Source organism: Mesorhizobium sp. RSR565B (assembly GCF_054719465.1).
Window position 1 is genome coordinate 4,632,254 of the sequence record NZ_JBTTIE010000001.1, and the last position, 23,523, is coordinate 4,655,776.

Sequence of the window (23,523 nt, forward strand, 5' to 3'; positions counted from 1 at the left end):
ATTCCAGGAAAGTGTGAGCGGTTTTCCGTCCGGAATTGCGTTAAAGCAAAGGGATCGAACGGTTCGCCGTTTCCGCGAAACGGCGAACCGTTCTAAGGTGTAACGGAGGATTTATCCTCCTGATGTGGCCATAGCCGCAAACGTGCCGTATTTCTTGCCAACATGACGCGACGCGGCGTTTTGCCGAAGCGCTTTTCTTTTCAGCAATCCGGGAGGCTTTCGATGACATCCAACACCCTTCTGCGCGCGGCGCGGCGGACGTTCATCGCAGGTGCTGCGGCACTTCTGGTCGGCGCGCTTGCCGTTCCAGCTTTCGTGACGCCGACGATGGCCGCGGACGGACCGGCTTCGGTTGCCGACCTCGCCGAAGGCCTGCTCGGTGCGGTGGTCAACATCTCGACCTCGCAGACCGTGAAGGGCACGGAAGGTCCGGGCGCGGTGCCGATGCCGCAGCTGCCCGAGGGTTCGCCGTTCCAGGATTTCTTCGACGACTTCTTCAAGAACCGTGGCGGCGACAAGGATGGCGGCGCGCAAAAGGTACAGTCGCTGGGCTCCGGCTTCGTGGTCGACGCCGAGCAAGGCATTGTCGTCACCAACAACCACGTCATCGCCGATGCAGACGACATTGAGGTGAATTTCTCCGACGGCGTGACGCTCAAGGCGACGCTGGTCGGCACCGACACCAAGACCGACGTCGCGGTGCTCAAGGTCGACCCGAAGGGCCACAAGCTGACGGCGGTGAAATTCGGCGATTCCAACAAGATGCGCGTCGGCGACTGGGTGATGGCGATCGGCAATCCGTTCGGCCTTGGCGGCACGGTGACGGTCGGCATCGTCTCGGCCCGCAACCGCGACATCAATTCCGGCCCCTATGACGACTTCATCCAAACCGACGCCGCCATCAACCGCGGCAATTCCGGCGGGCCGCTGTTCAACAGCCTGGGCGAGGTCATCGGCATCAACACGGCGATCATCTCGCCGTCGGGCGGCTCGATCGGCATCGGCTTCTCCATCCCCTCGCAGCTTGCCTCGGGCGTCGTCGACCAGCTGCGCCAGTTCGGCGAGACCCGTCGCGGCTGGCTCGGCGTGCGCATCCAGCCGGTGACCGACGACATCGCCGAGAGCCTCGGCATGGCGACCGCCAAGGGCGCGCTGGTGGCCGGCGTCATCAAGGGCGCACCGGTCGACAACGGCACAATTCTCGCCGGCGACGTCATCATCAAGTTCGATGGCAAGGACATCCATGAAATGCGCGACCTGCCGCGCGTCGTGGCGGAAAGCCCGGTCGGCAAGGCGGTCGACGTGATCATCGTGCGCAAGGGCGTCGAGCAGACGGTGAAGGTGACGCTCGGCCGGCTTGAGGACGGCGAGAAGGTCGCTGCCGGTGAGGACGGCACTACCGATGAGGACAAGGGCGGCGACAAGGCGCCCGCGGTCTCCACGGCCTCGGTGCTCGGCATGACCGTCGGCGAGCTCAATGACGACACACGGAAAAAATTCGGCATCGCGGCCGACGTCTCCGGCGTCGTCATCACCGACGTCACCAAGGATTCGGCCGCCGCCGAGCGCGGCATCCAGGCCGGCGAGGTGATCACCGAAATCGCCCAGGAATCGGTCGCGACCCCGAAGGACGTGATGGACCGGATCGGCGCGCTGAAGGAGCAGGGCCGCAAGAATGCGCTCTTGATGCTGGCGTCCAAGACAGGCGAGTTGCGCTTCGTGACGATCCGGATGGATTGAGTCCGGAAAGCCCCATAACCGGTTGTTTTCAGGGAAAGGGCGGCTAGCGAGCCGCCCTTTTTCGTGCCTGCCAGTCCGTCCGCGACAGTTTGTAGAGGACATGCCGCTTGAGGTGCGGGTGGCTGTCAGGGATCGATGGGTGGTCGAAATCGCGAGCCGGGTCAGGGCTCATGCCAAGACGCTCCATGACGGCCGTCGAGCGGCGGTTGGCCGCGACGGCGAAGGAGACGATCTCGTCGCGGTCAAGCGTTTCGAAGCCAAAGGCGAGCCAGGCTTCGGAGGCCTCCGTGACATAGCCCTTGCGCCAGAATTCCGGCGCCAACCGCCAGCCGATCTCGATCGTATCGGAAGGCAGGGACGGCACGTGATCGGTCTTTAAGAGACCGACGAAGCCGATGCATTCCCCAGTCGCGGCGATCTCGGCGGCGGCAAAACCAAAGCCGTCCTCGGCGATCCAGCCCCGAAACTCGTCCATCTTGGCATCCGTCTCGGCGCGGTCGCGGCGGAACGGAAAGAATTCCATCACCCGCTCGTCCGAATTGATGCGGTGGAAGAGTTCGCGATCGCGGTCTTCCCAGTTGCGCAGGATGAGGCGCTCGGTGCGCATCGGTTTCATTGGGCGAACTCTTCCTGGCGGTAGCCCTGGAGATAAAGCAGCGCGGTGAGATCGCCATGGTCGATGCGGACCTTGGCTTCGGCAGCAACGGCCGGCTTGGCGTGGAGCGCGACACCGGTGCCGGCCAGGCGGATCATGTCGAGGTCGTTGGCGCCGTCGCCGACCGCAATCGCATCGAATGGCGTCAGGCCGAGGCGGGCCGAGATCTCGTTCAGCGCATCGGCCTTGGCGGCGCGGCCGAGGATCGGCTCGGCGACGAGGCCGCCAAAGCGCCCGTTCTCCTCGATCAGGCGGTTGGCACGGTTTTCCTGGAAGCCGAGCATGGCGGCGACACGGCTGGTGAAGACGTCGAAGCCGCCGGAGACAAGCGCCGTCCAGGCGCCATTGGCGCGCATCGTCTGCACCAGAGCGCGGCCGCCCGACGCCAGCGTCAGGCGGTTCGCGATGATGCGGCCGACGACGGCCGTATCGAGGCCTTTCAGCAACGCTACGCGTTCCCGTAAGGCGGGCTCGAAGGCGATCTCGCCGTTCATCGAGCGTGCGGTGATGGCGGCGACGCGGTCCTTGACGCCGATCTCGTCGGCGAGTTCGTCGATGCATTCCTGGTCGATCATGGTTGAATCCATATCGGCAAGCAGGATTGTCTTGCGGCGGCTTTCGGCCTGCTGAACGATCACGTCGACCGGCTCGGAGCCAAGTGCTGTGCGCAAGGCCGCACTTGCCTCAGCGGCTTCTGCCCTCTCGGGCAACACCAGATCGCAGGCGACGCCATCGCCCAGCCAGAGGACGGCGCTTGCGCCGACCGACCGTGAGGCCATACTCGCAAGCGAGGCCGACATCGCGCGGCGGACGGGGTGAGACACAAGCGTGGCAATGAGCGGCATCGAGACTTCCAAGCAGCTAGGCGAGGGCGGGCAGGCGGGCGAGGGCCGCGTGAAGAACGCGATCCTGATAGCCGGGCCGACCGCCAGCGGCAAGTCGGCGCTGGCGCTCGATCTCGCCGAGCGGAAGGGCGGTGTCATCGTCAACACCGATTCCATGCAGGGCTATTCGGTGCTCGATGTGCTGACGGCGCGGCCGAATGCCGCCGACCTCGCCCGCGCGCCGCACTATCTCTATGGCCACGTGCATCCCTCGACCGCCTATTCCACCGGCGCCTGGCTGCGCGACGTGTTGAAGCTGATCGATGACGGCACGCTTGCCCGGCGACCCGATGGCGCCGGCTTCGAACGTCCGGTGATTTTCGTCGGGGGCACCGGGCTCTATTTTCGCGCACTTGCCGAGGGCATTTCGGAAATGCCCGACATTCCGCAGCAGGTACGCGACCGCTGGCGCTACGAGTTAAAGGAGCAAGGCGCAGCCAAGCTGCACCGCATCCTGATGCATGAAGATTCGGCGGTCGCCATGCAGCTGAAGCCGACCGACGGCCAGCGCATCGTGCGGGCGCTGGAGGTGCTCGACGCATCCGGCCGCTCCATCCTAGAATGGCAGGCAGCGCGCGGCCGGCCGCTGATCGACCGCGACAGCGCTCGGTTCTTCGTTATCGAGCCGGACCGCGCCCCCCTTGTCGAGCGGATCGAAACAAGGTTCGACCGCATGCTCGATCTCGGCGCGCTCGATGAGGTCAAACGGCTTGCGGCGCTTGGCCTCGATCCCGACCTGCCGGCGATGAAGGCGATCGGCGTTCGCGAACTTTCGGCTGCCATGGCGGGTGACATCAGCTTTCCTCAGGCCATCGAGCGCTGCAAGGCAGCGACGCGGCAATATGCCAAACGGCAAACGACGTGGTTTCGCCATCAGCTGGGACCGGAATGGCTGAGATTGCAGCCCGGCGGCCGCTTGCAAACCGCGATTTGATTTTCGTGCTGCCAATACAATTAAAGAAACAGAAGTAGGAATGAACATTCCCGCTCCGGTTGTCTGGATTAACCGTCCGTAAGGCGCCGGCATGCCATAGATCCGGCGGGTACTTTGCAACGGGAAGCAGATGCGTTTCCACAAGGCGGAATCCGCATTTTTCGTCTTTATTTTCGTGATCCTGGCCGCAGGCCTGGTGACGCTTTATGCCTATGGTCAATTGCAGTTCATCGCGGTCGGTCACGATACGACTTCCCGGGTCGAGAGGATCGCCTATCTCAACACGCTGCTGTTTGTCACCGGGGTGCTGCTGGCGACAGCGCTGTTCTTCGGCGTGTTCTTCATCTACCCGCTGATCCGTAGGCAGGCCACGGAAGAGGGCAAGCTGCGCGCCATGACGGTTTCGCTCAGCGCCCGCTCGGAAACGCTGCAGCATGCGGCATTGACCGACGGCCTTACCGGCATGCAGAACCGGCGCTACTTCGATGATGCGCTGAAGGAATATCTCGAGGAATTCCGCCGCATCGAAAAGCCCGTCGGGCTGATGATCCTCGACCTCGATCATTTCAAGCAGGTCAACGACACGCATGGCCACGATGTCGGCGACGAGGTGCTTAGGGCAGTCGCCAATTGCCTCAAAGGCATGACGCGCTACCACGATGTGGTGGCGCGGCTTGGGGGCGAGGAGTTCGCCGTCGTCACGCCCAACATGGATGCGGAGTTGTTGGGGAAGTTCGCCGAACGCATCCGCAAAGCGATTGCCAACATGTCGGTGCTGTCGGGCAATGTCCGCCTCAAGATCACCACCAGCGTCGGACTAGCCGTCTGGGATCGGAAGGAAACCGCCGAGGAATTCTACCGCCGCGCCGACCGCCAGCTCTACGAGGCGAAGAGGCAAGGCCGCAACCGCGTCTGCGCCTGAAATCCCGGCATTAAATTCGTGAGGCTGGCCGTTTGATGCCGTCTTCTGCGCTTCCGGCCTTCGCCGGCCGAAGCACTCATGAGGTGGTGGCGGCAGCTATGGCTACGGCCGGCGTAGGCCGGTGCTCACGGACTCAATGTCCGCTCCGCTCCGGTTCCCGAAGTCGACACCGACCGACTCAGCCTGACGAATTTTCTGGCGTGATTTACCCAAGCGGCCAACGAAGCCGAGCCCTGGCGCTCCGGCGGCTTCTCAATTGGCCGGCAAAAAAGTCGCTACGCTGAAGGTCAATCGTTCTGCGGGCGCATGCCGAAGGTTGTGGGCTTGAGGCCGTAGCGCAGGTCGAAATCGTCGTCGGGCTGGACGCGCTGGGCGGTGGCCGGCTTGCGGTAATCGGGATCGCCGGCCTGGCGGCCGGAGTCCACGACCTCGGCGAAGGCCATCTGCTGCTGCGGTTTCGGGACGTTGCGCAGCCGCTCGACGATGGCGGCGAGATCGACGTCGTTGCCGTCCTGCGAGAACTCGTCCTGCTCTCGCTTGGCGGTGCCGGGGATCAGGTTCTCCGCCAGTTTTTCGAACTTCAGCCGCATGGTCGTCGCCACGCCTTCACCGAAGGCGATGGCTTCGCGCTGGCCCATGGAGGACAGAAAGGCCAGCGTCGAGGCGGAGGAATCGGCGATCGCCGAGCGGATGATCGCCTGGTCCTGCTCATTGGCCAGCCGCATGGCGAAGAAGGTCGAGCATTGCGACAGGATGGTCGGATCGAGTTCACCCGGGCGCTGGGTGACGACGCCGAGATAGCAGCCATATTTGCGGCCTTCCTTGGCGATGCGCGACAGTGCATGCCTTGTCGGGGCGAAGCCTAGGCGCGGATCGGCCGGCATATAGCGGTGCGCTTCCTCGCACAGCAACAGCAGCTTCAGCCGGCCCTCGCTCCACAGCGCAAGGTCGAAGGCCAGGCGCGCCAGCACCGAACAGACGGAGTTGACCACTTCGGACGGCATGCCGGCCATCTCGAAACAGGTCACCGGGCGGCCATGATGCGGCACACGGAAAATATTGCCGATCGTCTCGTGGATCGTGTCCTCGATCAGCCGCGAATTGAACATGAAGCGATAGCGCGGGTCGGACGCGGCGGACTCGATGCGCGTCTTCAGCGATTTCAGCGTCGGGCGGTCGTTCTTGCTTTCCAAGAGGCCCATGCGCTCGTCGATCTGCTTGATGAGATCGACCATGCGGTAGGGCACCGGCGTGTCGGCGGTCAGCGCATCGCTGCCGCGGCGCACGTAAGAGCCTGAATTGGGATTGCGATAGAGGTTCTTGGCGGCGGGGATCAGGTCGCGCAGGACATCGACTTCTTCCGGCACGACCTCTCGGCCGCGAAACAGCACTTCGGCGAATTCTTCGAGCCTGAACATCCAGAACGGCAGATCAAGCGTCTTGGAATCGACCCGGACGCAGAACTCAGGCAGGGATGCCGCGAATTCATTGTGCGGATCGAGAATGAGGATTCGCAGATCGGGCCGGGCGGCGATCGATTTGCGCAGCAGCAGCGAGATGGCGGTGGATTTGCCGACGCCGGTTGTGCCGACAACGGCAAAATGGCGCGCCAGCGTGTCGTCGATGGCGATGTTGGCGTCGATCGACTCATCCTGCGACAGCGTACCGATGGTGATCGAATGACGCCCGGCGAGATCGTAGACCGCCTGCAGATCACGGGTACGGATGCGGTGCGCTATGGCGCCGATATGAGGATAGGTGGTGATGCCGCGGTCGAACACCGGTTTGGCCCCCGGTTCGGCGCCGTCGCGCACTTCGCCGATCAGCTCGACGCTGACCTCGATGGGATTTTGTCCCTCATTGCTCCAGGCGCGATCCGACTTGCCGATTTCGTAGACCAGACCAACGGTGCGCGATGTCCCGAGATTGATGGAGATCATCTTGCCGACGGTCCACAGGCCGGTGACCGCGCCTTCGATGTCGTCGGCATAGGCGCTGATGGTGGCGCGCGCACCGTCGCACTGCACGACGTTGCCGAGAATGCGCTTGTCGCTCTGCTCTGCGCGGCGGCGCTCCTGCGAGGTCGGTTCGCCGACGGAGGCTTCGCGCTCGACAAACATACGATCCGATCCCCATTCTCGTGGAGCGTCGATCCTACACAGACGGGGTTAAGGTGGCGTGATGCGGGATGGTGTAGCAGGGGTTAACCCGTCAGCGAAAATTCAACCGGCCGGCCTCTTTTCCGAATCCAAATATTCGATATATTGGACGAATGACTGATATAGCGAATGACATGTCGGCCACGATAGGCAGACGAATCCACGCCGAAAGAGCCTTGCGGGACTGGTCGTTGGCCGACCTGGCGAACCGCTCCGGCGTCTCCAAAGCCATGCTCAGCACTATCGAGCGCGGCATGACCAGCCCGACGGCCGCGCTGCTGGTGCGCATCGCCGCTGCTTTCGGCATGACGCTGTCGACGCTGATAGCACGCGCCGAGCAGCAAGGTGGCGGCCTGCTGCGCGAGAGTGAGCAGCCGGTATGGCGCGACCCCGGTACGGGCTATGTCCGTCGGCATCTGTCGCCGGTTTCCGACACGCCGCTCGAATTGATCCGGGTGCAACTGCCGGCTGGCGCCAGTGTGAGTTTCCCGGCGGCGTCCTATGCCTTCATCAAGCAGCAGATGTGGCTGATCTCCGGGCGACTTGAGTTCACCGAGGGTGATATGGTGCATAGTCTCGAGCCCGGCGACTGCCTGGCGCTCGGCGCGCCGTCGGACTGCACGTTCCATGCCGTCGGACCGCAGCCGGCCGACTATCTGGTTGCGCTGGTCAGGGGCTGAAATCGTGGCAAGACGTCCCAAGCGCTCCGACAATGGCGGACCGCCGCTCGATGATTACAAGGGCCCGCCATGGGGCAAGGGCGATCCCTACATCTTCCTGGCCTGGCAGGCAGCGCATGCCAAGGCGTGGAAGGCGCCAAGCCGTGACGTGATGCTGATGCGCATGGAAAAGGCCGAGCGGCTTGGCCTGACCTATGAGGAATACACGCTCGAAATCCTCGAACGCGGGCTGCATCTGCAGCCGAAAGACACCGATCGCATCGCCGCGATCAAGGCGAGACGAAAGCGGCGCCGCGTCGCGCGTCTGGATTAGCAAGGGAAAGTGCAGGTGAGTCCCATCGAAATCAGGTCGCTGACTGCGGGAACACGCGACATGCTGGCCGACCTCCTGATCGAGACGGTCGCGGACGGCGGCTCCGTCAGCTTCATGCATCCCTTATCCAGGCAAGCGGCGGAAACTTTCTGGAGCAACTCGTTGGTGGCAGCAGAGAGAGGTGAAAGAGCGGTGCTGGGCGCTTGGTATGGCGACGCGTTGGTCGGCACCGTGACCGTGCTGCTCGACTTTCCTGATAATCAGCCGCACCGGGCCGAGATCGCCAAGCTGATGACCCGCGTCGAACACCGCGGCAAGGGCATAGCGAGCCGGCTGATGCGGGCGGCCGAAACGCTCGCCGTCGAGAAAGGCCGCACGCTTCTGGTGCTGGACACCGCAACCGAGGAGGGCGCTTCCGGCCTTTACGAAAAACTCGGCTTCACGCTCACTGGCGAAATACCGGACTTTGCCCTGAAACCGCATGGCGGGCTGACCGGCACGCTCATCTACTGGAAGCGCATCGGCGGCGCTGCCTAACCCTTGTGGTGAACCTCTTGCAGCGCGTAGACCGGCGTCGCGATGCCTTCCATGCGGGCCTTCAACTGCAACGCCAGGAACTGCGAATAGTGGCGCGACTGATGCAGATTGCCGCCATGGAACCACAGCGCCTCCTGATGCGTCGGCTTCCACATGTTGCGGAGCTCGCCTTCCCAGGGGCCTGGGTCCTTGGTGGTGTTGGAGCCGAGGCCCCAGCATTTGCCGACCTTGTCTGCGACCTCCCGTGAGATCAAATCGGCCGCCCAGCCATTCATCGAACCGTAGCCGGTGGCGTAGACGATGAGATCGGCCGGCAGTTCCGATCCGTCGGAGAGCAGAACGGAGTGCTCCTTGATCTCCTTCACGTCGACACCGCTTTTCAGCTTGATCGACCCGTCGATGATCAGGTCGGATGCGCCGACATCGATGTAATAGCCCGAGCCGCGCCGCAGATATTTCATGAACAGGCCGGAGCCGTCATCGCCCCAGTCAAGCATGAAGCCGGCCTTCTCCAGGCCCTTGTAGAATTTGTCGTCGCGCTTCTTCATCTCGGCATAGGCCGGGATCTGGAATTCGTGCAGGATCTTGTAGGGCAGGGAGGCAAAGACGAGGTCGGCCTTGGCTGTGGTCATACCGCTCGCGACCGCCTTTTCCGAATAGAGCGAGCCCAGGCCGATCTCCATCAGCGTGTCCGACTTGACGATGTGCGTGGTCGAGCGCTGCACCATGGTGACGTCGGCGCCGGCCTCCCAAAGGGCTGCTGCAATGTCGTGGGCGGAGTTGTTCGAGCCGATGACGACAGCTTGTCTGCCGACATAGGCATCGGGTCCCGGATGCTTCGAGGAGTGATGCTGGTCGCCCTTGAATGTGTCCATGCCCTTGAAGTTCGGCATGTTGGCCTTGCCGGATTGCCCCGTGGCCAGCACCAATTGTTTCGGCTTCAGCGTGATGTCCTTGCCGTCGCGGCGCACGACAACGGTCCATTCCTTTTTCTTGTCGTCATAAACGGCGCTCTTGGCCTCGGTCGATGACCAGTAATTCAGCTCCATCACCTTGGCGTACATTTCCAGCCAGTCGCCGATCTTGTCCTTGGGCGCGAAGACCGGCCAGTTCTTGGGGAAGTCGATATAGGGCAGATGGTCGTACCAGACCGGGTCGTGCAGGCACAGCGACTTGTAGCGCTTGCGCCAGCTGTCGCCGGCACGCTCGTTCTTCTCGACGATGATGGTGGGCACGCCGAGTTGCCGCAGCCGGGCGCCGAGCGCGATGCCGCCCTGGCCGCCGCCAATGATGAGCGTATAGGGCTGCGTCTTGAAGCCGAGTTCGGCGGCTTCCTTCTCGCGCTCCTCCTTCCAGGTCGGGCGGTTCTTGCCATGGCCGTGCTTGGCGCCGAGCGGCCGGTCGAAACCGGCCGGCTCCTCATGGCCCTTGAGCTCGACCATAGTGGTGAGCAGCGTCCAGATCTTGCCGTCCTTCAGCCGGATGTGGCCGAAGCCGCGCGCGACAGACGTTTCGAAACTGATCCAGCCGTCGAGCACGCCGTCGCTTTCCGTGGCATCCTCGCCCTTGGCGATCGCCCAGTTCGACGGTTTGGTCCTGGCCAACTGGCTGACCAGCATGTCGCGCACCTGATCGCGGCCTTCCATCGTCTTGATGTTCCAGGTGAAGGTGACGAGATCGCGCCAGTAACAATCCTCCTGGAAGCAGGCGACCGCCTTGTCGATGTCGCCGGCGGTGAGTGCCGCGCCGAAGCGATCGAGCAGGTCGGAAAGCTTCTTGTTGGGGGCCTTGTCGAGCATTGAATTTCCTCCGCGATTTTTCCTGGCCGCCCGTAGCGAACGGAACCCTGCCGAAGCTTGACGTCCGGCCTGGCGCAGTATCGCGGCAAATTATGCGCCGCGTCACGTCGTCCAATAGTTTGCCGCGTATTCAGGGGCTTATCGGGAAATCGGGACGCCGAAGAACGTCACGAACCAGCGGCGGACCGCTTCCTCGGCCGGGCTCAGATGCGCGCCCGAAGGTGCGGTCAGATAGTGGCCGGCACCGCTCGACAGCGTAAAGCCGGACAGGGTGACGAGAGATCCTTCGCGCAGTGCCGCGTCGGCCAACGGTCGCGATCCCAGCACCATGCCGGCGCCGTGCTTCGCCGCCTCCAGTGCGGTAACGAAACTGTCGAATTTGTGCGTCGGCCCGAGCGCCGGCTTCATCCGGGCGACGGCGAACCATTCGCCCCACATTTCCCGTGCGCCGACCACTGTAAGTCTCGGCAATCCCGTCCAATCCTTGACGTTGGCGAGATGTGGCGATGCCATCGGCGTCAAGGTTTCGCGGTTGAGGCGGTCGGCCTGCCGTCCGGCAAAGGAGCCGGAGCCAATGCCGAAACGGATGTCGAGACCCACAAAGCGCTCGCCGTAATCGGCCGGTGTGTGGATGGTCTCGATCTGCAGCTGGACGAAGGGCAGGTCCTTGGCCATTTGCGGCAGCTTCGGCGCGATCATCAGCACGGCGAAGGAAATCGGCGAGCGGATCGTCACGCTCTGGACGGTCTTGGGTTCAAACAGCTCGCGCGTGCTGTTGGCGATCACGGCGAAGGCCGATTGCAGATGCGGCAGGTAGGCGGCACCCTCCGGCGTCAATTCGACGCCGCGCGCCAGGCGGATGAACAGCGGCTGCTTCAACCGCTCTTCGAGAGAACGGATGTGCTGGCTGACCGCAGCCTGGGTCAGGCCAAGCTCGGCCGCGGCGGCGGTGAAATTCGACAGCCGCGCGGCGGCCTCGAAACTCCGCAGCCAGTCAAGCGGGGGCAAGGGCAGGGTTGTTTCAGTCATAAACCGTTTAGGGCCTCTGGCTGCAAAATGATAATTTGAGTCATGCCTTCGACATCATCACGATGCAACCGTAAACCCTGCGGAGTTGGCTGCGGGGCGCTGCGGACAGGAACGGATCCCCATGCTTAGCCAGGTGCTGATCGGCGACGAAGGAAGAACGATCGACCTCGGGTGGAAGGACGGCGCGCGCACTCGCTTTCACGCAGTGTGGTTGCGCGACAATGCGCTCGACGACAAGACGCGTAGCGCCGGCAACGGCCAGCGGCTGATCACCATTCTCGACATTCCCGTGCAGACATGGATCGGCGCAGCCGCGATCAAGGGCGATGCGCTTGAAGTCAGTTTCGAACCGGAGGGAAAGACGGTGCGCTTTCCTGCGGCATGGCTGAGCGCCAATGCCTATGACCGCGATGCCGCCCGACAGCCCGGCTGGACAGGCGAGGGCACCGTGCGATGGACCAGGGCCTCTATGCAGAATTCGGTGCCGCGCGCCGGCTATCTCGCTGCCAGCCGCGACCGCGCCGTCTTGCGGCAATGGCTGTCGGCGGTGAAGACCTACGGCTTCGCGGTGATGGACGATTTGCCGCCCGAATCCGGGGCGCTGTGCAAAGTGTCCGATCTGTTCGGCTATATCAGGGAGACCAATTACGGCCGATGGTTCGAGGTGCGCGCCGAGGTCAATCCAACCAATCTGGCCTACACCAATCTTGGCCTGCAGGCGCATACCGACAATCCCTATCGCGATCCGGTGCCGACCTTGCAGATCCTGTCCTGCATCGAAAACACCGTGGAGGGCGGCGAATCCAGCGTCGTCGATGGTTTTGCCGTGGCGGCCGCGCTGCAGGCAGAAAACCCCGAAGGCTTCCGGCTGTTGAGTTCATACCCGGCGCGTTTCGAATATGCGGGGTCGTCGGGCGTGCGATTGCAGGCCAAACGGCCGATGATCGAGCTCGGGCCGGATGGCGAACTCATCGCCATCCGCTTCAACAACCGCTCGCTGGCGCCGACCGTCGATGTGCCGTTCGCGGAGATGGAGGCCTACTACGCCGCCTATCGCCGGTTTGCCGAACTGATCGAGGATCCTTCCTTCGAAGTCACCTTCAGGCTCGAGGCGGGCGAGGCCTTCATCGTCGACAACACCCGCGTCATGCATGCCCGCAAGGCGTTCTCCGGCACCGGCAAGCGCTGGCTGCAGGGCTGCTACGCCGACAAGGATGGCCTTTTGTCGACGCTGTCGGCGATCGAACACGAATTCAAGGAAGCAGCGGAATGAGCAGCCAGGATTTGAACGCGAGCAACATCGTCGAATTCATCGCCGATATTTTCGAACGCCGAGGGGCTGAATCCTATCTCGGCGAACCCGTCACCATGTCGGAGCACATGTTGCAGGGCGCCTGGTTCGCCGAAAAGGACGGCGCGCCCGATGTGCTGGTGGCGGCAGCACTGCTGCACGATATCGGCCACTACACCAGCGAGTTCGGCACCTATTCGCCCGACGATGTCGAGGACAAGCATCATGACGAAGCCGGCGGCGAGGTGCTGGCGCCGTTCTTTCCACCGGTGATCGTCGAATGCGTCAGGCTGCATGTCGCGGCCAAGCGCTACCTCTGCGCTACCGACCCCACCTATTTCGGCAGGCTGTCGCAGGCCTCGGTCCACACGCTGTCGCTGCAAGGCGGGCCGATGAATGCCGAAGAGGTGGCCGAGTTCCGCAAGAACCCGTTCCACGAGGAAGCGGTGCGGGTTCGCATCTGGGACGAGGCCGGCAAGATCGCCAACATGAAGACCCGGGCATTTCGCGACTACATGCCGCTGCTGCAGCGGGTTGTCCGCGACTTCGCCAATCGCGCCTGATCGCAATCCGGGGAAGGAACGGCATATGCACCGTTTCGACGGCAAACATGCGCTAACCGTATGCCGCCGCAGACTTGCCGCGAGCGTCTGCGTGGGCAGGCGCTCGCGCCTCGCTGCCGATCCCTACCGGTGACGAGCCTTGTCACCGCGGATTTTATTGCGACATCCGTCGGCGCGGCCCAAGATCAGTAGGTCAGACTTCGGTGTATATTTGACTCAGACGAAGGTCTGAGAATCGAGCTGCAAGCACGAAAGGAGAGTTTCCTCAGCGTTTGTGAGCCGCAATTTTGGGCTGTTCATTCTTGAATACCGTGACACATCATGATGTGATGGTGGCATGAATGGAGAAAGGCAGCCCCTGTTTTCATCCGTGCGTCGCCGGGCGTACTTTAGCTTGCGCGTATTCGCGGCGGTTGCGGTGACGATGCCGGTGCTTGGTCTGCGGTTGAGCCATGTCGACGGTTACAAGATCGAATTCGCCGCTGCCAGCGCCAAGAGCGGAAACAATGGCAATGGTAACGGTGGTGGCAACGGTAGTGGTAACGGTAATGGCTCAGGCGGCAACGCCGGGAATGGCAACGCCAACGGAAAGGGAAAAAATGGTGCCGGCGACAACGCCGCCGGTAGCCAAGCTCCCAGTAGCCAAGTCAATGCCGCTGGCGACACGGTGACGGTACAGGGCGCCAAAATCCAGGTCGTGCATCGCGATGGATTCAGCGAAAGCATCGAGGCCGGCCGCTTCACTATGAAGGATCCGCTTGGAAGGACAATTGTCGAACGCGCCGTAAGGGCCTCCGACATTGCTCGTCTGAAAGGGCTGTGACTGCTGGTTCGCCAACCAGCATCCGACCTTCAGACAAGCCCCGATCTCCCTATACAAGACCCGTTTTGGGCGCGTGCATAAGAATGGCTGCTTCGGTGCGGTTTCGCACCTTTAGCTTTTGAAATATCCGAGTCATGTGGTGTTTTACCGTTTTCTCCTGCAGGTTGAGACGTTTGGCGACTTCTTTATTGCTCAGTCCTTCGCCTACCAAGGAGATTATCCCAAGCTCGCGTCCCGAGAGATTGGCAACGAGATCGGTTGTGCGCTTTTCCGGTCGGATCAGTTCATTCAAAAGCTGCGCTGACAGGGTCGGCGAAACATATTTTTTTCCTGCGGCTATATAAGTCAGCACCTCGGCCAGCGATGCCGCCCCAATCCCTTTCAGCACATATCCACGTACGCCCAGCCTGAGCGCCGTCGCCAAATCGGCGTTCGCCTCCGAGACGGTGAGCATGACGATCTTGCAGTCAGGCTGAGTTGCAAGAATATTTTCCGCTGCGGCCAGACCCCCTCCCGGCAAACTGATGTCGAGCAGCAATATGTCGGGATTTGCCAAGGCCGCAAGCTGTTCGGCATCCGTCGCGGTTTCGCCCGCACCAACGACTTCGAAGCCGCCGATTTCGGCGAGGCTGCGAGCCACACCCTCGCGAAACAGCGGATGATCATCAACAATGGCAATCCTTATGGGAGCGGTCATTTCTGGTCCTCGATGTTGAGCGTTATGGTCAGCCGGGTCCCCCTAGGGCTCGAAAAGGTCTCGAAGTGACCTCCGATACTTTCGATACGTTCCCTCATACCGGCGAGTCCAAGTCCTTCACACGATCCCGACTGGAATCCAGGGCCGTGATCAAGCACTTGAATGAGGAGCTTGCCCTGCGTCACTCTCGCCTTGACAGCCTGCCCCTTGCCCAGACCGTGTCGCCAGGCATTGTTCAGCCCCTCCTGCGCGAAGCGAAAGATGCTTATTTTCTCGGACGTCCCCAGGTCGGGCAGGCGAGATGGCAGTGAAAGCGATACGGAAGAGGCTGTACGGCGTTCATGTTCGGCAACCGCAAGCCGCAATATCTCCGCGACTGTCGAAGCTTCGATCTGTGGCAGTACGAGGCCGGTGCAGATGGCGCGGATCTCCCGCATCGCCTCATCCAACGTATGATGGATATCGGCGATCTCGGTCTTGCGGTGGCTTGGGGATGCGGCGGGATCGAGCAGCAGAGGGCTGTCCATGCGCAGCGCAGCCAGTGCGACGAGCTGAGCTGGACCGTCATGCAAATCAGACCCGATGCGACGCAAGTAACGTTCGTTGATTGCCGTTGCGCGGCGCGACGCCTGCTGGACGCGCTCCCGCAAAGCGGAATTCTGCTCCAAAAGCAACTGAAGCTCCGCCACTTGTGTCTCAAGCGCTGAACGCTGCGTTTCGATAGTGCTGCTGCCGCGAAGCACGATTCCCGAGAGCATCGCCAAGGCGACCGCGGTCGCGCCAGCCACGAGCAGCCAGCTCGACCATAGTGCCGAGTTTAAAGTGCCCTGAAGATCGTCGGCTATCTCGTAGAACTCGGAAACGGCCACAACATCGCCCGACCACGGCTCTCGAACCGGATTGTAGATCTCGAGCAGCGAGGCGGTGGGGCTCTTCCGTTCCTTCCTTTCATTTTCGTCCAGATCATTGAATTGCGCCACCACGTTTCCGCCGAACGCATGCAGCAAGTTCGCATTTGGCTCGAAGGTCTGGCCAATAAGAGCCGCGTCTTTGGCGTACAGCACCTTGCCATCACGCCGCCAAAGCACGAACGACGCCAGTTTTTTTCCGAGAGCACCCTGGTCCAGGGTTTCATCGAGTGCCCGTTTAACGGTGTCGCTGAGCTGCTGGCTTTTGCGCATATCCGGCAGGATTGGCGCGATGACACTGTCAACGTAAAGCGCGGTTGTGCTTGCAGAGTTGCGGATCACTCCATCTCGTATTTGCGAGGTGACCCATAGGCCGACGACCAGCATCAGCGACAGCAGCCCAATGCTTCCGACTATGATGAACTGCCAAGCCAACGATAGCCTGTTCCAGTTTTGATAGAGACTATCAATGTAGCGCACGTCTCAACCGACCCCGCGAGCTTTGGCCGTGCCAAAATCCTAAGCCATCCTACAACTAGAACGGTCGATGGTGCGAGCAAGCGCTAGGTTGAATTGCCGGGGAAACCGCAATTTCAGGGCATGATCCCACCGCCACCGCGGGGAACGGCGGTGGGATCAGCGTTACTGTATGATCTTGACGATCTTCCGCGTGCCGGGGTCGACCAGCACGGTTCGCCCGTCGACCACAACGTAGCGATACTTGACGCTCGGCACTTCATGCAGTTCCACCGTGTCGGGAATGGCGGTCCCCACGTTCAATTCGACACCTGGAATCTTCACCGACGCAAGGGGCTGCTTTTTCACGTATTCGCGCACAACCGTTTCCTGCTCCGGCGCGATGATGACGTCTTGAGCAGCAACTACGCCCGCGCTCGCGAGCAGCAAGAATCCGGCAATTGCGGTCGACTGGTACATGGTCGTCATGATTCTCTCCTTCATGCGAGCAACGCTCATGCATCTTGCGCGAGCTCGATTCCGATACGGTGGTGTTGGTGAGGTTGCACACCGCAAGCCGAACGGGCTTTTCGCGGCTGCGTTCCCGTGTGGGGCTTCGGTCCGGGCGTCATCGGGCCAATGGACGATAGGGGGAGGGACCAAAGTCTGGTGCCAGGCTGTAGAGGTCCTAGAGCCTCCTCAGGGCGGAACACAGGGTTCTCGGCATCGTTGAGATCAGCACTTGTGGGAGGCGTTAATGGACAACAGCGTCCATCAGGCACGATGGTTGCTCTTGCCTGTTTTCGGGGTAGCCATCCTGGTCATGACGACGGGAGTACTTCTAAGCTTGTGAGGCTGGTGTGGGATCACAAGCTCAGCAGATGTTACGTTGCATTGATTGTTTGATGCAATTTGTAGGTGATTGTTGCAAAATTACTGCCTACATTCATTGGTCTTCTTAGAAGCCCGATTTTATTCACAAAATGTGGAACAAAGTATTTTTGGCAGAGTTGGCTAGGCTGAGGGACCGACTCTTTAAGGAGAAAGCAGATGAAACATGTGTTGATCACGAGCATGATTGCGCTTGGCGTCGGGTGCGGCGCCGCGATCGCCCAGACCCAGGCCGTGCAGCCGAGCGGCGGCGACAACTGCGCCGCCGGCGCGGCCGATTGCCAGAAGGGCGGCAAGGCCGGCGAACAGGCGCAAGGCAAGATGAAGTCACAGACCGATCAGAATGCACAGGGCCAGGCTGGCGCCACGACCGATCAGCAGGCTCAGGGCAAAGCCAAGCTCAAGACGGATGAACAGGCACAGGGCAAGGCCGGGACCAGTACCGAGCAGAATGCTCAGGGTCAGGCCGGCGCCACGACCGATCAGCAGGCTCAGGGCAAGGCCAAGCTCAAGACGGATGAACAGGCCCAGGGCAAGGCCGGGACCAGCACCGAGCAGAATGCTCAGGGCCAGACCGGCACCAGCACCGAGAAGCAGGCTCAGGGCAAGGCCAAGCTCAAGACGGATGAACAGGCCCAAGGCAAGGCCGGGACCAGCACCGAGCAGAACGCTCAGGGCCAGACCGGCACCAGCACCGAGAAGCAGGCTCAGGGCAAAGCCGGGACCAGCACCGAGCAGAACGCTCAGGGCCAGACCGGCACCAGCACGGACCAGCAGGCCCAGGGCAAGGCCGGGACCACCACCGAGCAGAACGCTCAGGGCAACACAAACGTCCAGACCGACCAGGGCAATACGGCCTCGATCAACAACGTGACCGTCGAGCAGAAGACGCAGGTCACGCAGATCATCCACGAGACCAGGGTTGAGCCGGTGAAGAACGTCGACTTCGACATTTCGGTCGGCATCGAGGTGCCGCGGCACAAAGTGCGCCTGCACCGTCTGCCGGCGCGCATTGTCAAGATCGTCCCGGCCTACGAATCCTATGAGTACTTCGTGCTGGCCGACGGGCGCATCGTCATCGTCGACCCGGATACGTACAAGATCGTGCTGATCCTGACGTGACACGGCAGTGGCTCTTGTTCCCGGCGCGGTGCGATTGAGGGGTATCGTATGCGCCGCGGTGGCCCGCCGACCAGAGGCGGCGGGCCACTTGCTTTGTCTTTCGCATCGCGCGTTTTTCCCGTTGACACCTTGCCTTTCACCCTCGTAGTGTCCGCCACGATGAAAAAGGCACTCATTCTCGTAGGAAAGCGCGTGGGCAAGGCGGTGTAACCGCCGGGCGAAAACCTCCCATGCGCAACACACAGGCTCCCATCGGGGGCCTTTTTTATTGCCCGAAACACGACTAAACGACCAGCAATCGCCTCATGGCTAGAAGTACGGGACCAGACCGATGAGCAACGGACAGAACGAACGGCGCGAAATGCCAAACAGGGAAATGACTGGCGCCGAAATGGTGGTGCAGGCGCTGAAGGACAACGGCGTCAAGCATGTCTTCGGTTATCCCGGCGGCGCGGTGCTTCCGATCTATGACGAAATCTTCCAGCAGGACGAGGTCGAGCACATCCTCGTCCGCCACGAGCAAGGCGCAGGGCATGCGGCCGAAGGCTATGCCCGCTCGACCGGCAAGGCCGGCGTCATGCTGGTGACCTCCGGCCCTGGCGCCACCAATGCGGTGACGCCGCTGCAGGATGCGCTGATGGATTCGATCCCGCTGGTCTGCCTGACCGGGCAGGTGCCGACTTCGCTGATCGGCTCCGACGCGTTCCAGGAGTGCGACACGGTCGGCATCACGCGCCCCTGCACCAAGCACAACTGGCTGGTGAAGGACGTCAACGAATTGGCTGCCACCATCCATGAGGCCTTCCATGTCGCGACGACCGGCCGCCCCGGCCCGGTGGTGGTCGACATTCCGAAGGATGTGCAGTTCGCCAAAGGCATCTATGTGCCGCCGCAGGCAGCGCCGCGCACCAGCTATCAGCCGAAGGTCCAGGGCGACCTGGAAAAGATCAAGGCCGCCGTCGAACTGATGGCCAGCGCCAAGAAGCCGATCATTTATTCGGGCGGCGGCGTCATCAACTCCGGTTCGGAGGCCAGCCATCTGCTGCGCGAACTGGTCGACCTCACCGGCTTCCCGATCACCTCGACGCTGATGGGCCTCGGCGCCTATCCGGCATCGGGCAAGAACTGGATGGGCATGCTGGGCATGCACGGCACTTATGAAGCCAATATGGCGATGCATGATTGCGACGTGATGATCTGCATCGGCGCGCGCTTCGACGACCGCATCACCGGACGGCTGACCGCCTTCTCGCCCAACTCGAAGAAGATCCACATCGACATCGATCCATCGTCGATCAACAAGAACGTGCACACGGAAGTGCCCATCATCGGCGATGTCGGCCGGGTGCTGGAGGATATGGTGCGGCTGTGGCGGGCGAGCGCCAAGGCCGACAAGAAGGCGCTCCATCCCTGGTGGGAGCAGATAGCCAAATGGCGCGCGCGTGACTCGCTCGCCTTCAAGATGAACCACGATGTGATCATGCCGCAATATGCCATCCAGCGGCTCTACGAACTCACCAAGGACATGGACACCTACATCACCACCGAGGTCGGCCAGCACCAGATGTGGGCGGCGCAGCACTATCATTTCGAGAAGCCGAACCGCTGGATGACGTCGGGCGGGTTGGGCACGATGGGCTACGGCCTGCCGGCGGCGCTCGGCGTGCAGATCGCGCACCCGGATGCGCTGGTCATCGACATCGCAGGCGATGCCTCGGTGCAGATGACGATGCAGGAGATGAGCGCGGCGGTGCAGCACAATGCGCCGATCAAGATCTTCATCCTCAACAACCAGTATATGGGCATGGTGCGCCAGTGGCAGCAACTGCTGCACGGCAACCGTCTGTCGCATTCCTACACCGAGGCGATGCCCGATTTCGTCAAGCTGGCCGAGGCCTATGGCGGCCACGGCATTCGCTGCGAGAAACCGGACGAGCTGGACGATGCGATCAAGGAGATGATCGCGGTGAAGAAGCCGGTGCTGTTCGATTGCCGGGTGGCGACGCTCGCCAACTGCTTCCCGATGATCCCGTCGGGCAAGGCGCATAATGAAATGCTCCTGCCCGACGAGGCGACCGACGAAGCCGTGGCCAACGCCATCGACGCCAAGGGCAGGGAACTGGTCTAGGTCCAAGCCGGGGCAGGGCTGTCGCGAGAAGCCGTGCGCAAACAGAGAATTAGCTCAAAGTCTGAAATCGAGATTCATGTCATGAACGCACAGCTTCAACCGACCGGCTCCGCCTATTTCATCGCCAAGGAAACGGAAAAGCCGGAGAACCACACGCTCTCCGTTCTGGTCGACAATGAGCCCGGCGTGCTTGCCCGGGTCATCGGCCTGTTTTCCGGCCGCGGTTATAACATCGAGAGCCTCACCGTCTCCGAGACCGAACACGAGAAGCACCTGTCACGCATCACCATCGTGACGCGCGGCACGCCGCATGTGCTGGAGCAGATCAAGCATCAGCTCGAGCGCATCGTACCGGTGCACCGCGTCGTCGATCTCACCGTGCGCTCGCACGAGTTCGGCCAGGAGCGGCCGCTGGAACGCGAGCTGGCGCTGGTCAAGGTCGCCGGCACTGGCGAAGCCCGCGTCGAGGCGCTGCGTCTGGCGGATGCTTTTCGCGCGTCGGTCATCGACGCCAACACCGAGCACTTCATCTTCGAGATTACCGGCAAGGGTTCGAAGCTCGACCAGTTCATCGCCATCATGAAGCCGCTCGGCCTGGTCGAGATCTGCCGCACCGGCGTGGCGGCGATGAACCGGGGCCCGCAGGGGATGTAGTCTCAGTCCAACTATTTTACCGGCTTGGGATCGACCTTGCCGCTCGCCAGATTCTTACTCTCCCTTTTGATCGGGCGCGATACCGGACAGACGTCCTGGACGAAGCCGTTCAGCGTGTTAACCAGATTGTTCTGGACCAGCGAGTAGCGGATGAATTGTCCCTGCCGCTCCCTGGCGATGAGGCCGGCCGTCTCCAGGATGCTCAGATGCTGCGAGATCGACGGCTTCGACATGTCGAAGCGCGCCGCGATCTCGCCCGCGGTCAGCGAGGAGTGGGCGAGATAGGCGAGGATCTTGCGCCTCGGCTGCGATGACAGCGCCTCGAACACGCGCTGTATGGCGCTGCTTGCCCCGATAGCCGTGTCGCCATCCGCTGCATTGTCTTCGATCACCGCCTGCCTCTGTCGTTTCGCTTCCGGTATTTAGTCTATTGCCTAAATACCTAAATCGGAATAGTAGATAGTTAGCTTATTGCCTAAATAAGCGCCGGCGCGCCGGAAGGCAAGGCTCTTTGGTCCGGAAATGTTTCCTGCAGAGGAGGGGTGCCGATGAAGACCATATCCACAGGCAGAATGATCTCGCAGCCCTTGAGCGATGCCGAAGATGGCGAGGTCGTCTGGATGCCGGCCAAGTCGATCTGGGTCGGCGCGATGACGCTGATTGCGTTGGTGTTCGGGCCGCTGACCTTCAGCTGGAGCGCTTTCGCCCTGTTCGTAGCGACGACGGCGGTGACGATCTGCGCCGGACACTCGGTCGGCATGCATCGCCTGCTCATCCATCGCTCGTTCAGGGTTCACATCTGGCTCGAACACGCGCTGGTCTATCTCGGCACGCTCGTCGGCATGGCCGGTCCGTTCGGCATGATCTATGCGCATGACATACGAGACTGGGCGCAGCGCCAGACGGCTTGTCACGACCTGCACGCCCACCGCCGGCCTTTCTTCACCGACGCTTTCTGGCAAATGCATTGCGCCGTGGCGTTGCGCAATCCGCCTGACTTCGTCATCGAGCCGTCGATCAGAAACGACCGCTTCTACAAATTCGTCGAGCGGACCTGGATGCTGCAGCAACTGCCGTGGGCGATCCTTTTCTTGCTGCTCGGCGGGTGGAGCTGGGTGGTCTGGGGCATTGCGGTGCGTATCTCCGTGTCGCTGACCGGGCATTGGCTGGTCGGGCATTTCGCACATCGCAGCGGGCAGCAGGGCTGGCGTGTCGATGGCGTTGCCGTGCAGGGCTACAACCTGCCGCGTTTCGGCCTGGTGACCTTTGGCGAGAGTTTCCACGGCAATCACCATGCGTTTCCCGAATCCGCAAAGCTCGGCCTGGAACGCGGGCAGATCGATCTCGGCTGGCTCTTCATCCGCATCCTGGCTGCCCTCGGCCTCGCGCATGGCGTGAAGCTTCCCGGGAACACGCCGAGGCGCAAAGGCCTGCGGCGTGTGGCTGGCCGTCAGGAGGCGGCCGCCGCTCCCAGCCTGTTGTCGGCGCGGCCCCACGGCAGGTAGACTGTGCCGGCGTGGCTGGCTCGGATAGACGGATCACGGCGGAGCGCTTTGGACCAATCGAATGAAGTTGCGTCCAACGCCCTGTCGACTTAAGTCAGCATTGCTGACCTTTGTGAGCCGTCATGACCCTCGACGCTTTCCTTGCACTTTTGGTCTACGCCTTCGTGACCTCGATCACGCCGGGGCCGAACAACCTCATGCTCTTGGCGTCGGGCGTGAATTTCGGCCTCGTCAGAACCATTCCGCATATGCTGGGCATCAGCATGGGTTTCCTGGTACTGTTGCTTGCTGTCGGCTTTGGCCTGGGCGCGGTGCTGACGGCGTTTCCGGCCCTGCACACCGGATTGAAGATCGCCGGCGCTGCCTATCTGCTCTATCTCGCCTGGAAGATCGCCATGTCGCGCTCGCTGTCCAGCAAGGGTGAGACGGAGGCACGGCCGATGCGCTTCATCGAGGCAGCCGCATTCCAGTGGGTCAATGCGAAAGCCTGGGTGATGGCGATCACCGCCATGGCCGTCTACTCCAATCCGGACCACCCGTTCCTGTCGGTGGCGCTGATCGCGATCGCCTTCACCGTCGTCAACCTGCCGAGCGTCTCGGTGTGGGCCGGCTTCGGCACGGCGCTGCGCGGATTCCTGTCGGATCCGGTGCGGCTGAAATGGTTCAACATCGCCATGGGCGTGCTCTTGGCGGCGACGCTCTGGCCGATGCTGAAATAGACGCATCCGGCCTGAAATCTCAACCGCATCCTGGCTGGTTCTCCGACTGCTGAGCCGGCTGCATAGTCATTGTGCAGTGCACATTAAATCTTCGTAATGCCGTGTTTTGGCCCT

23 protein-coding genes are annotated in these 23,523 nt (G+C 62.0%); 14 read left to right on the plus strand and 9 right to left on the minus strand.

What is annotated here, in order from left to right; genetic code table 11:
• The first annotated feature begins 222 nt into the window (after positions 1 to 222).
• Positions 223 to 1,740: a DegQ family serine endoprotease gene (locus ACYG9R_RS22200; RefSeq protein WP_023823141.1), complete on the plus strand. Its 1,518-nt coding sequence runs from the start codon at positions 223 to 225 to the stop codon at positions 1,738 to 1,740.
• Between the two features lie 43 nt (positions 1,741 to 1,783).
• Here ACYG9R_RS22200 and ACYG9R_RS22205 read toward each other — a convergent pair whose 3' ends face one another.
• Positions 1,784 to 2,356, minus strand: coding sequence for a GNAT family N-acetyltransferase (locus ACYG9R_RS22205; RefSeq protein WP_023744631.1), 573 nt, complete (start codon positions 2,354 to 2,356; stop codon positions 1,784 to 1,786).
• Entirely contained in the window at positions 2,353 to 3,240 is an 888-nt protein-coding gene (gene serB / locus ACYG9R_RS22210) for a phosphoserine phosphatase SerB (RefSeq protein ID WP_023823140.1), read from the minus strand. Before serB ends, ACYG9R_RS22205 begins: the two co-directional genes overlap by 4 nt.
• Between serB and miaA the strand changes: the two genes are divergently transcribed.
• Positions 3,230 to 4,213, plus strand: a complete 984-nt coding sequence (gene miaA, locus ACYG9R_RS22215) for a tRNA (adenosine(37)-N6)-dimethylallyltransferase MiaA (RefSeq protein ID WP_023823139.1) — start codon at positions 3,230 to 3,232, stop codon at positions 4,211 to 4,213. The genes serB and miaA overlap by 11 nt on opposite strands.
• Before the next feature lie 130 nt (positions 4,214 to 4,343).
• Entirely contained in the window at positions 4,344 to 5,135 is a 792-nt protein-coding gene (locus tag ACYG9R_RS22220) for a GGDEF domain-containing protein (RefSeq protein WP_023668337.1), read from the plus strand.
• 287 nt (positions 5,136 to 5,422) lie between these two features.
• Here ACYG9R_RS22220 and ACYG9R_RS22225 read toward each other — a convergent pair whose 3' ends face one another.
• Positions 5,423 to 7,255, minus strand: coding sequence for an ATP-binding protein (locus tag ACYG9R_RS22225; protein WP_023668338.1), 1,833 nt, complete (start codon positions 7,253 to 7,255; stop codon positions 5,423 to 5,425).
• 152 nt (positions 7,256 to 7,407) lie between these two features.
• Here ACYG9R_RS22225 and ACYG9R_RS22230 point away from each other — a divergent pair, with 152 nt between their 5' ends.
• From ACYG9R_RS22230 to ACYG9R_RS22240, 3 genes are read left to right on the plus strand one after another with little or no spacing between them, the layout of a single operon-like run.
• Complete coding sequence (locus tag ACYG9R_RS22230; RefSeq protein WP_023668339.1) at positions 7,408 to 7,974, plus strand: helix-turn-helix domain-containing protein; 567 nt, start codon at positions 7,408 to 7,410, stop codon at positions 7,972 to 7,974.
• 4 nt (positions 7,975 to 7,978) lie between these two features.
• Complete coding sequence (locus ACYG9R_RS22235) at positions 7,979 to 8,287, plus strand: hypothetical protein (RefSeq protein ID WP_023682084.1); 309 nt, start codon at positions 7,979 to 7,981, stop codon at positions 8,285 to 8,287.
• A 15-nt stretch (positions 8,288 to 8,302) separates the two neighbouring features.
• On the plus strand, positions 8,303 to 8,824 hold the full coding sequence (locus ACYG9R_RS22240; protein ID WP_023823138.1) for a GNAT family N-acetyltransferase: 522 nt from the start codon (positions 8,303 to 8,305) through the stop codon (positions 8,822 to 8,824).
• Here the strand turns inward: ACYG9R_RS22240 and ACYG9R_RS22245 are convergent.
• Complete coding sequence (locus ACYG9R_RS22245) at positions 8,821 to 10,623, minus strand: NAD(P)/FAD-dependent oxidoreductase (protein ID WP_023823137.1); 1,803 nt, start codon at positions 10,621 to 10,623, stop codon at positions 8,821 to 8,823. The two genes, ACYG9R_RS22240 and ACYG9R_RS22245, sit on opposite strands and share 4 nt — an antisense overlap.
• A 138-nt stretch (positions 10,624 to 10,761) precedes the next feature.
• Positions 10,762 to 11,652, minus strand: coding sequence for a LysR family transcriptional regulator (locus ACYG9R_RS22250; protein WP_023823136.1), 891 nt, complete (start codon positions 11,650 to 11,652; stop codon positions 10,762 to 10,764).
• A gap of 121 nt (positions 11,653 to 11,773) precedes the next feature.
• Between ACYG9R_RS22250 and tmpA the strand changes: the two genes are divergently transcribed.
• The 3 genes from tmpA to ACYG9R_RS22265 all read left to right on the plus strand — a co-directional run bounded on the left by tmpA (position 11,774) and on the right by ACYG9R_RS22265 (position 14,329).
• Complete coding sequence (tmpA, locus tag ACYG9R_RS22255) at positions 11,774 to 12,925, plus strand: 2-trimethylaminoethylphosphonate dioxygenase (protein WP_023823135.1); 1,152 nt, start codon at positions 11,774 to 11,776, stop codon at positions 12,923 to 12,925.
• Positions 12,922 to 13,506 carry a (R)-1-hydroxy-2-trimethylaminoethylphosphonate oxygenase gene (gene tmpB / locus ACYG9R_RS22260; RefSeq protein ID WP_023707734.1) on the plus strand — a complete coding sequence of 195 codons (585 nt, stop codon included), beginning with the start codon at positions 12,922 to 12,924 and terminating at the stop codon, positions 13,504 to 13,506. Before tmpA ends, tmpB begins: the two co-directional genes overlap by 4 nt.
• A gap of 394 nt (positions 13,507 to 13,900) precedes the next feature.
• Complete coding sequence (locus ACYG9R_RS22265; RefSeq protein WP_023731683.1) at positions 13,901 to 14,329, plus strand: hypothetical protein; 429 nt, start codon at positions 13,901 to 13,903, stop codon at positions 14,327 to 14,329.
• Between the two features lie 49 nt (positions 14,330 to 14,378).
• Here ACYG9R_RS22265 and ACYG9R_RS22270 read toward each other — a convergent pair whose 3' ends face one another.
• The 3 genes from ACYG9R_RS22270 to ACYG9R_RS22280 form a co-directional block, all read right to left on the minus strand.
• Positions 14,379 to 15,026: a LuxR C-terminal-related transcriptional regulator gene (locus ACYG9R_RS22270; RefSeq protein ID WP_023668347.1), complete on the minus strand. Its 648-nt coding sequence runs from the start codon at positions 15,024 to 15,026 to the stop codon at positions 14,379 to 14,381.
• The gene (locus tag ACYG9R_RS22275; RefSeq protein WP_023690914.1) at positions 15,023 to 16,414 is read right to left on the minus strand and encodes a sensor histidine kinase; all 1,392 of its coding nucleotides are present in this window, start codon (positions 16,412 to 16,414) and stop codon (positions 15,023 to 15,025) included. The genes ACYG9R_RS22270 and ACYG9R_RS22275 overlap by 4 nt, the downstream gene beginning before the upstream one ends.
• A gap of 162 nt (positions 16,415 to 16,576) precedes the next feature.
• Entirely contained in the window at positions 16,577 to 16,879 is a 303-nt protein-coding gene (locus tag ACYG9R_RS22280) for a DUF1236 domain-containing protein (RefSeq protein WP_023731684.1), read from the minus strand.
• Between the two features lie 561 nt (positions 16,880 to 17,440).
• On the opposite strand from ACYG9R_RS22280, the gene ACYG9R_RS22285 reads away from it, so the two are divergent.
• The 3 genes from ACYG9R_RS22285 (at position 17,441) to ilvN (ending at position 21,185) form a co-directional block, all read left to right on the plus strand.
• Positions 17,441 to 18,403 (plus strand): DUF1236 domain-containing protein, encoded by a 963-nt coding sequence (locus tag ACYG9R_RS22285; protein ID WP_023668350.1) that lies wholly within the window; start codon positions 17,441 to 17,443, stop codon positions 18,401 to 18,403.
• Positions 18,404 to 18,734: 331 nt separating this feature from the next.
• Positions 18,735 to 20,531, plus strand: a complete 1,797-nt coding sequence (locus tag ACYG9R_RS22290) for an acetolactate synthase 3 large subunit (RefSeq protein WP_023817979.1) — start codon at positions 18,735 to 18,737, stop codon at positions 20,529 to 20,531.
• 81 nt (positions 20,532 to 20,612) lie between these two features.
• Positions 20,613 to 21,185: an acetolactate synthase small subunit gene (gene ilvN, locus ACYG9R_RS22295; protein WP_023668352.1), complete on the plus strand. Its 573-nt coding sequence runs from the start codon at positions 20,613 to 20,615 to the stop codon at positions 21,183 to 21,185.
• A gap of 11 nt (positions 21,186 to 21,196) precedes the next feature.
• Here ilvN and ACYG9R_RS22300 read toward each other — a convergent pair whose 3' ends face one another.
• The gene (locus tag ACYG9R_RS22300; protein WP_023702997.1) at positions 21,197 to 21,577 is read right to left on the minus strand and encodes a metalloregulator ArsR/SmtB family transcription factor; all 381 of its coding nucleotides are present in this window, start codon (positions 21,575 to 21,577) and stop codon (positions 21,197 to 21,199) included.
• Between the two features lie 156 nt (positions 21,578 to 21,733).
• On the opposite strand from ACYG9R_RS22300, the gene ACYG9R_RS22305 reads away from it, so the two are divergent.
• Both ACYG9R_RS22305 and ACYG9R_RS22310 read left to right on the plus strand, forming a co-directional pair.
• Positions 21,734 to 22,690: an acyl-CoA desaturase gene (locus ACYG9R_RS22305; RefSeq protein ID WP_023823133.1), complete on the plus strand. Its 957-nt coding sequence runs from the start codon at positions 21,734 to 21,736 to the stop codon at positions 22,688 to 22,690.
• 122 nt (positions 22,691 to 22,812) lie between these two features.
• Entirely contained in the window at positions 22,813 to 23,409 is a 597-nt protein-coding gene (locus tag ACYG9R_RS22310) for a LysE family translocator (RefSeq protein WP_023682076.1), read from the plus strand.
• Positions 23,410 to 23,523 lie beyond the last annotated feature (114 nt).

Coding starts and splice junctions, on each gene's coding strand:
- ACYG9R_RS22200 (WP_023823141.1), top strand. CDS start 223: ATGACATCCAACACCCTTCTGCGCGCGGCGCGGCGGACGTTCATCGCA.
- ACYG9R_RS22205 (WP_023744631.1), bottom strand. CDS start 2,356: ATGAAACCGATGCGCACCGAGCGCCTCATCCTGCGCAACTGGGAAGAC.
- miaA (WP_023823139.1), top strand. CDS start 3,230: ATGAGCGGCATCGAGACTTCCAAGCAGCTAGGCGAGGGCGGGCAGGCG.
- serB (WP_023823140.1), bottom strand. CDS start 3,240: ATGCCGCTCATTGCCACGCTTGTGTCTCACCCCGTCCGCCGCGCGATG.
- ACYG9R_RS22220 (WP_023668337.1), top strand. CDS start 4,344: ATGCGTTTCCACAAGGCGGAATCCGCATTTTTCGTCTTTATTTTCGTG.
- ACYG9R_RS22225 (WP_023668338.1), bottom strand. CDS start 7,255: ATGTTTGTCGAGCGCGAAGCCTCCGTCGGCGAACCGACCTCGCAGGAG.
- ACYG9R_RS22230 (WP_023668339.1), top strand. CDS start 7,408: ATGACTGATATAGCGAATGACATGTCGGCCACGATAGGCAGACGAATC.
- ACYG9R_RS22245 (WP_023823137.1), bottom strand. CDS start 10,623: ATGCTCGACAAGGCCCCCAACAAGAAGCTTTCCGACCTGCTCGATCGC.
- ACYG9R_RS22250 (WP_023823136.1), bottom strand. CDS start 11,652: ATGACTGAAACAACCCTGCCCTTGCCCCCGCTTGACTGGCTGCGGAGT.
- tmpA (WP_023823135.1), top strand. CDS start 11,774: ATGCTTAGCCAGGTGCTGATCGGCGACGAAGGAAGAACGATCGACCTC.
- tmpB (WP_023707734.1), top strand. CDS start 12,922: ATGAGCAGCCAGGATTTGAACGCGAGCAACATCGTCGAATTCATCGCC.
- ACYG9R_RS22270 (WP_023668347.1), bottom strand. CDS start 15,026: ATGACCGCTCCCATAAGGATTGCCATTGTTGATGATCATCCGCTGTTT.
- ACYG9R_RS22280 (WP_023731684.1), bottom strand. CDS start 16,879: ATGACGACCATGTACCAGTCGACCGCAATTGCCGGATTCTTGCTGCTC.
- ACYG9R_RS22285 (WP_023668350.1), top strand. CDS start 17,441: ATGAAACATGTGTTGATCACGAGCATGATTGCGCTTGGCGTCGGGTGC.
- ACYG9R_RS22290 (WP_023817979.1), top strand. CDS start 18,735: ATGAGCAACGGACAGAACGAACGGCGCGAAATGCCAAACAGGGAAATG.
- ilvN (WP_023668352.1), top strand. CDS start 20,613: ATGAACGCACAGCTTCAACCGACCGGCTCCGCCTATTTCATCGCCAAG.
- ACYG9R_RS22305 (WP_023823133.1), top strand. CDS start 21,734: ATGAAGACCATATCCACAGGCAGAATGATCTCGCAGCCCTTGAGCGAT.
- ACYG9R_RS22310 (WP_023682076.1), top strand. CDS start 22,813: ATGACCCTCGACGCTTTCCTTGCACTTTTGGTCTACGCCTTCGTGACC.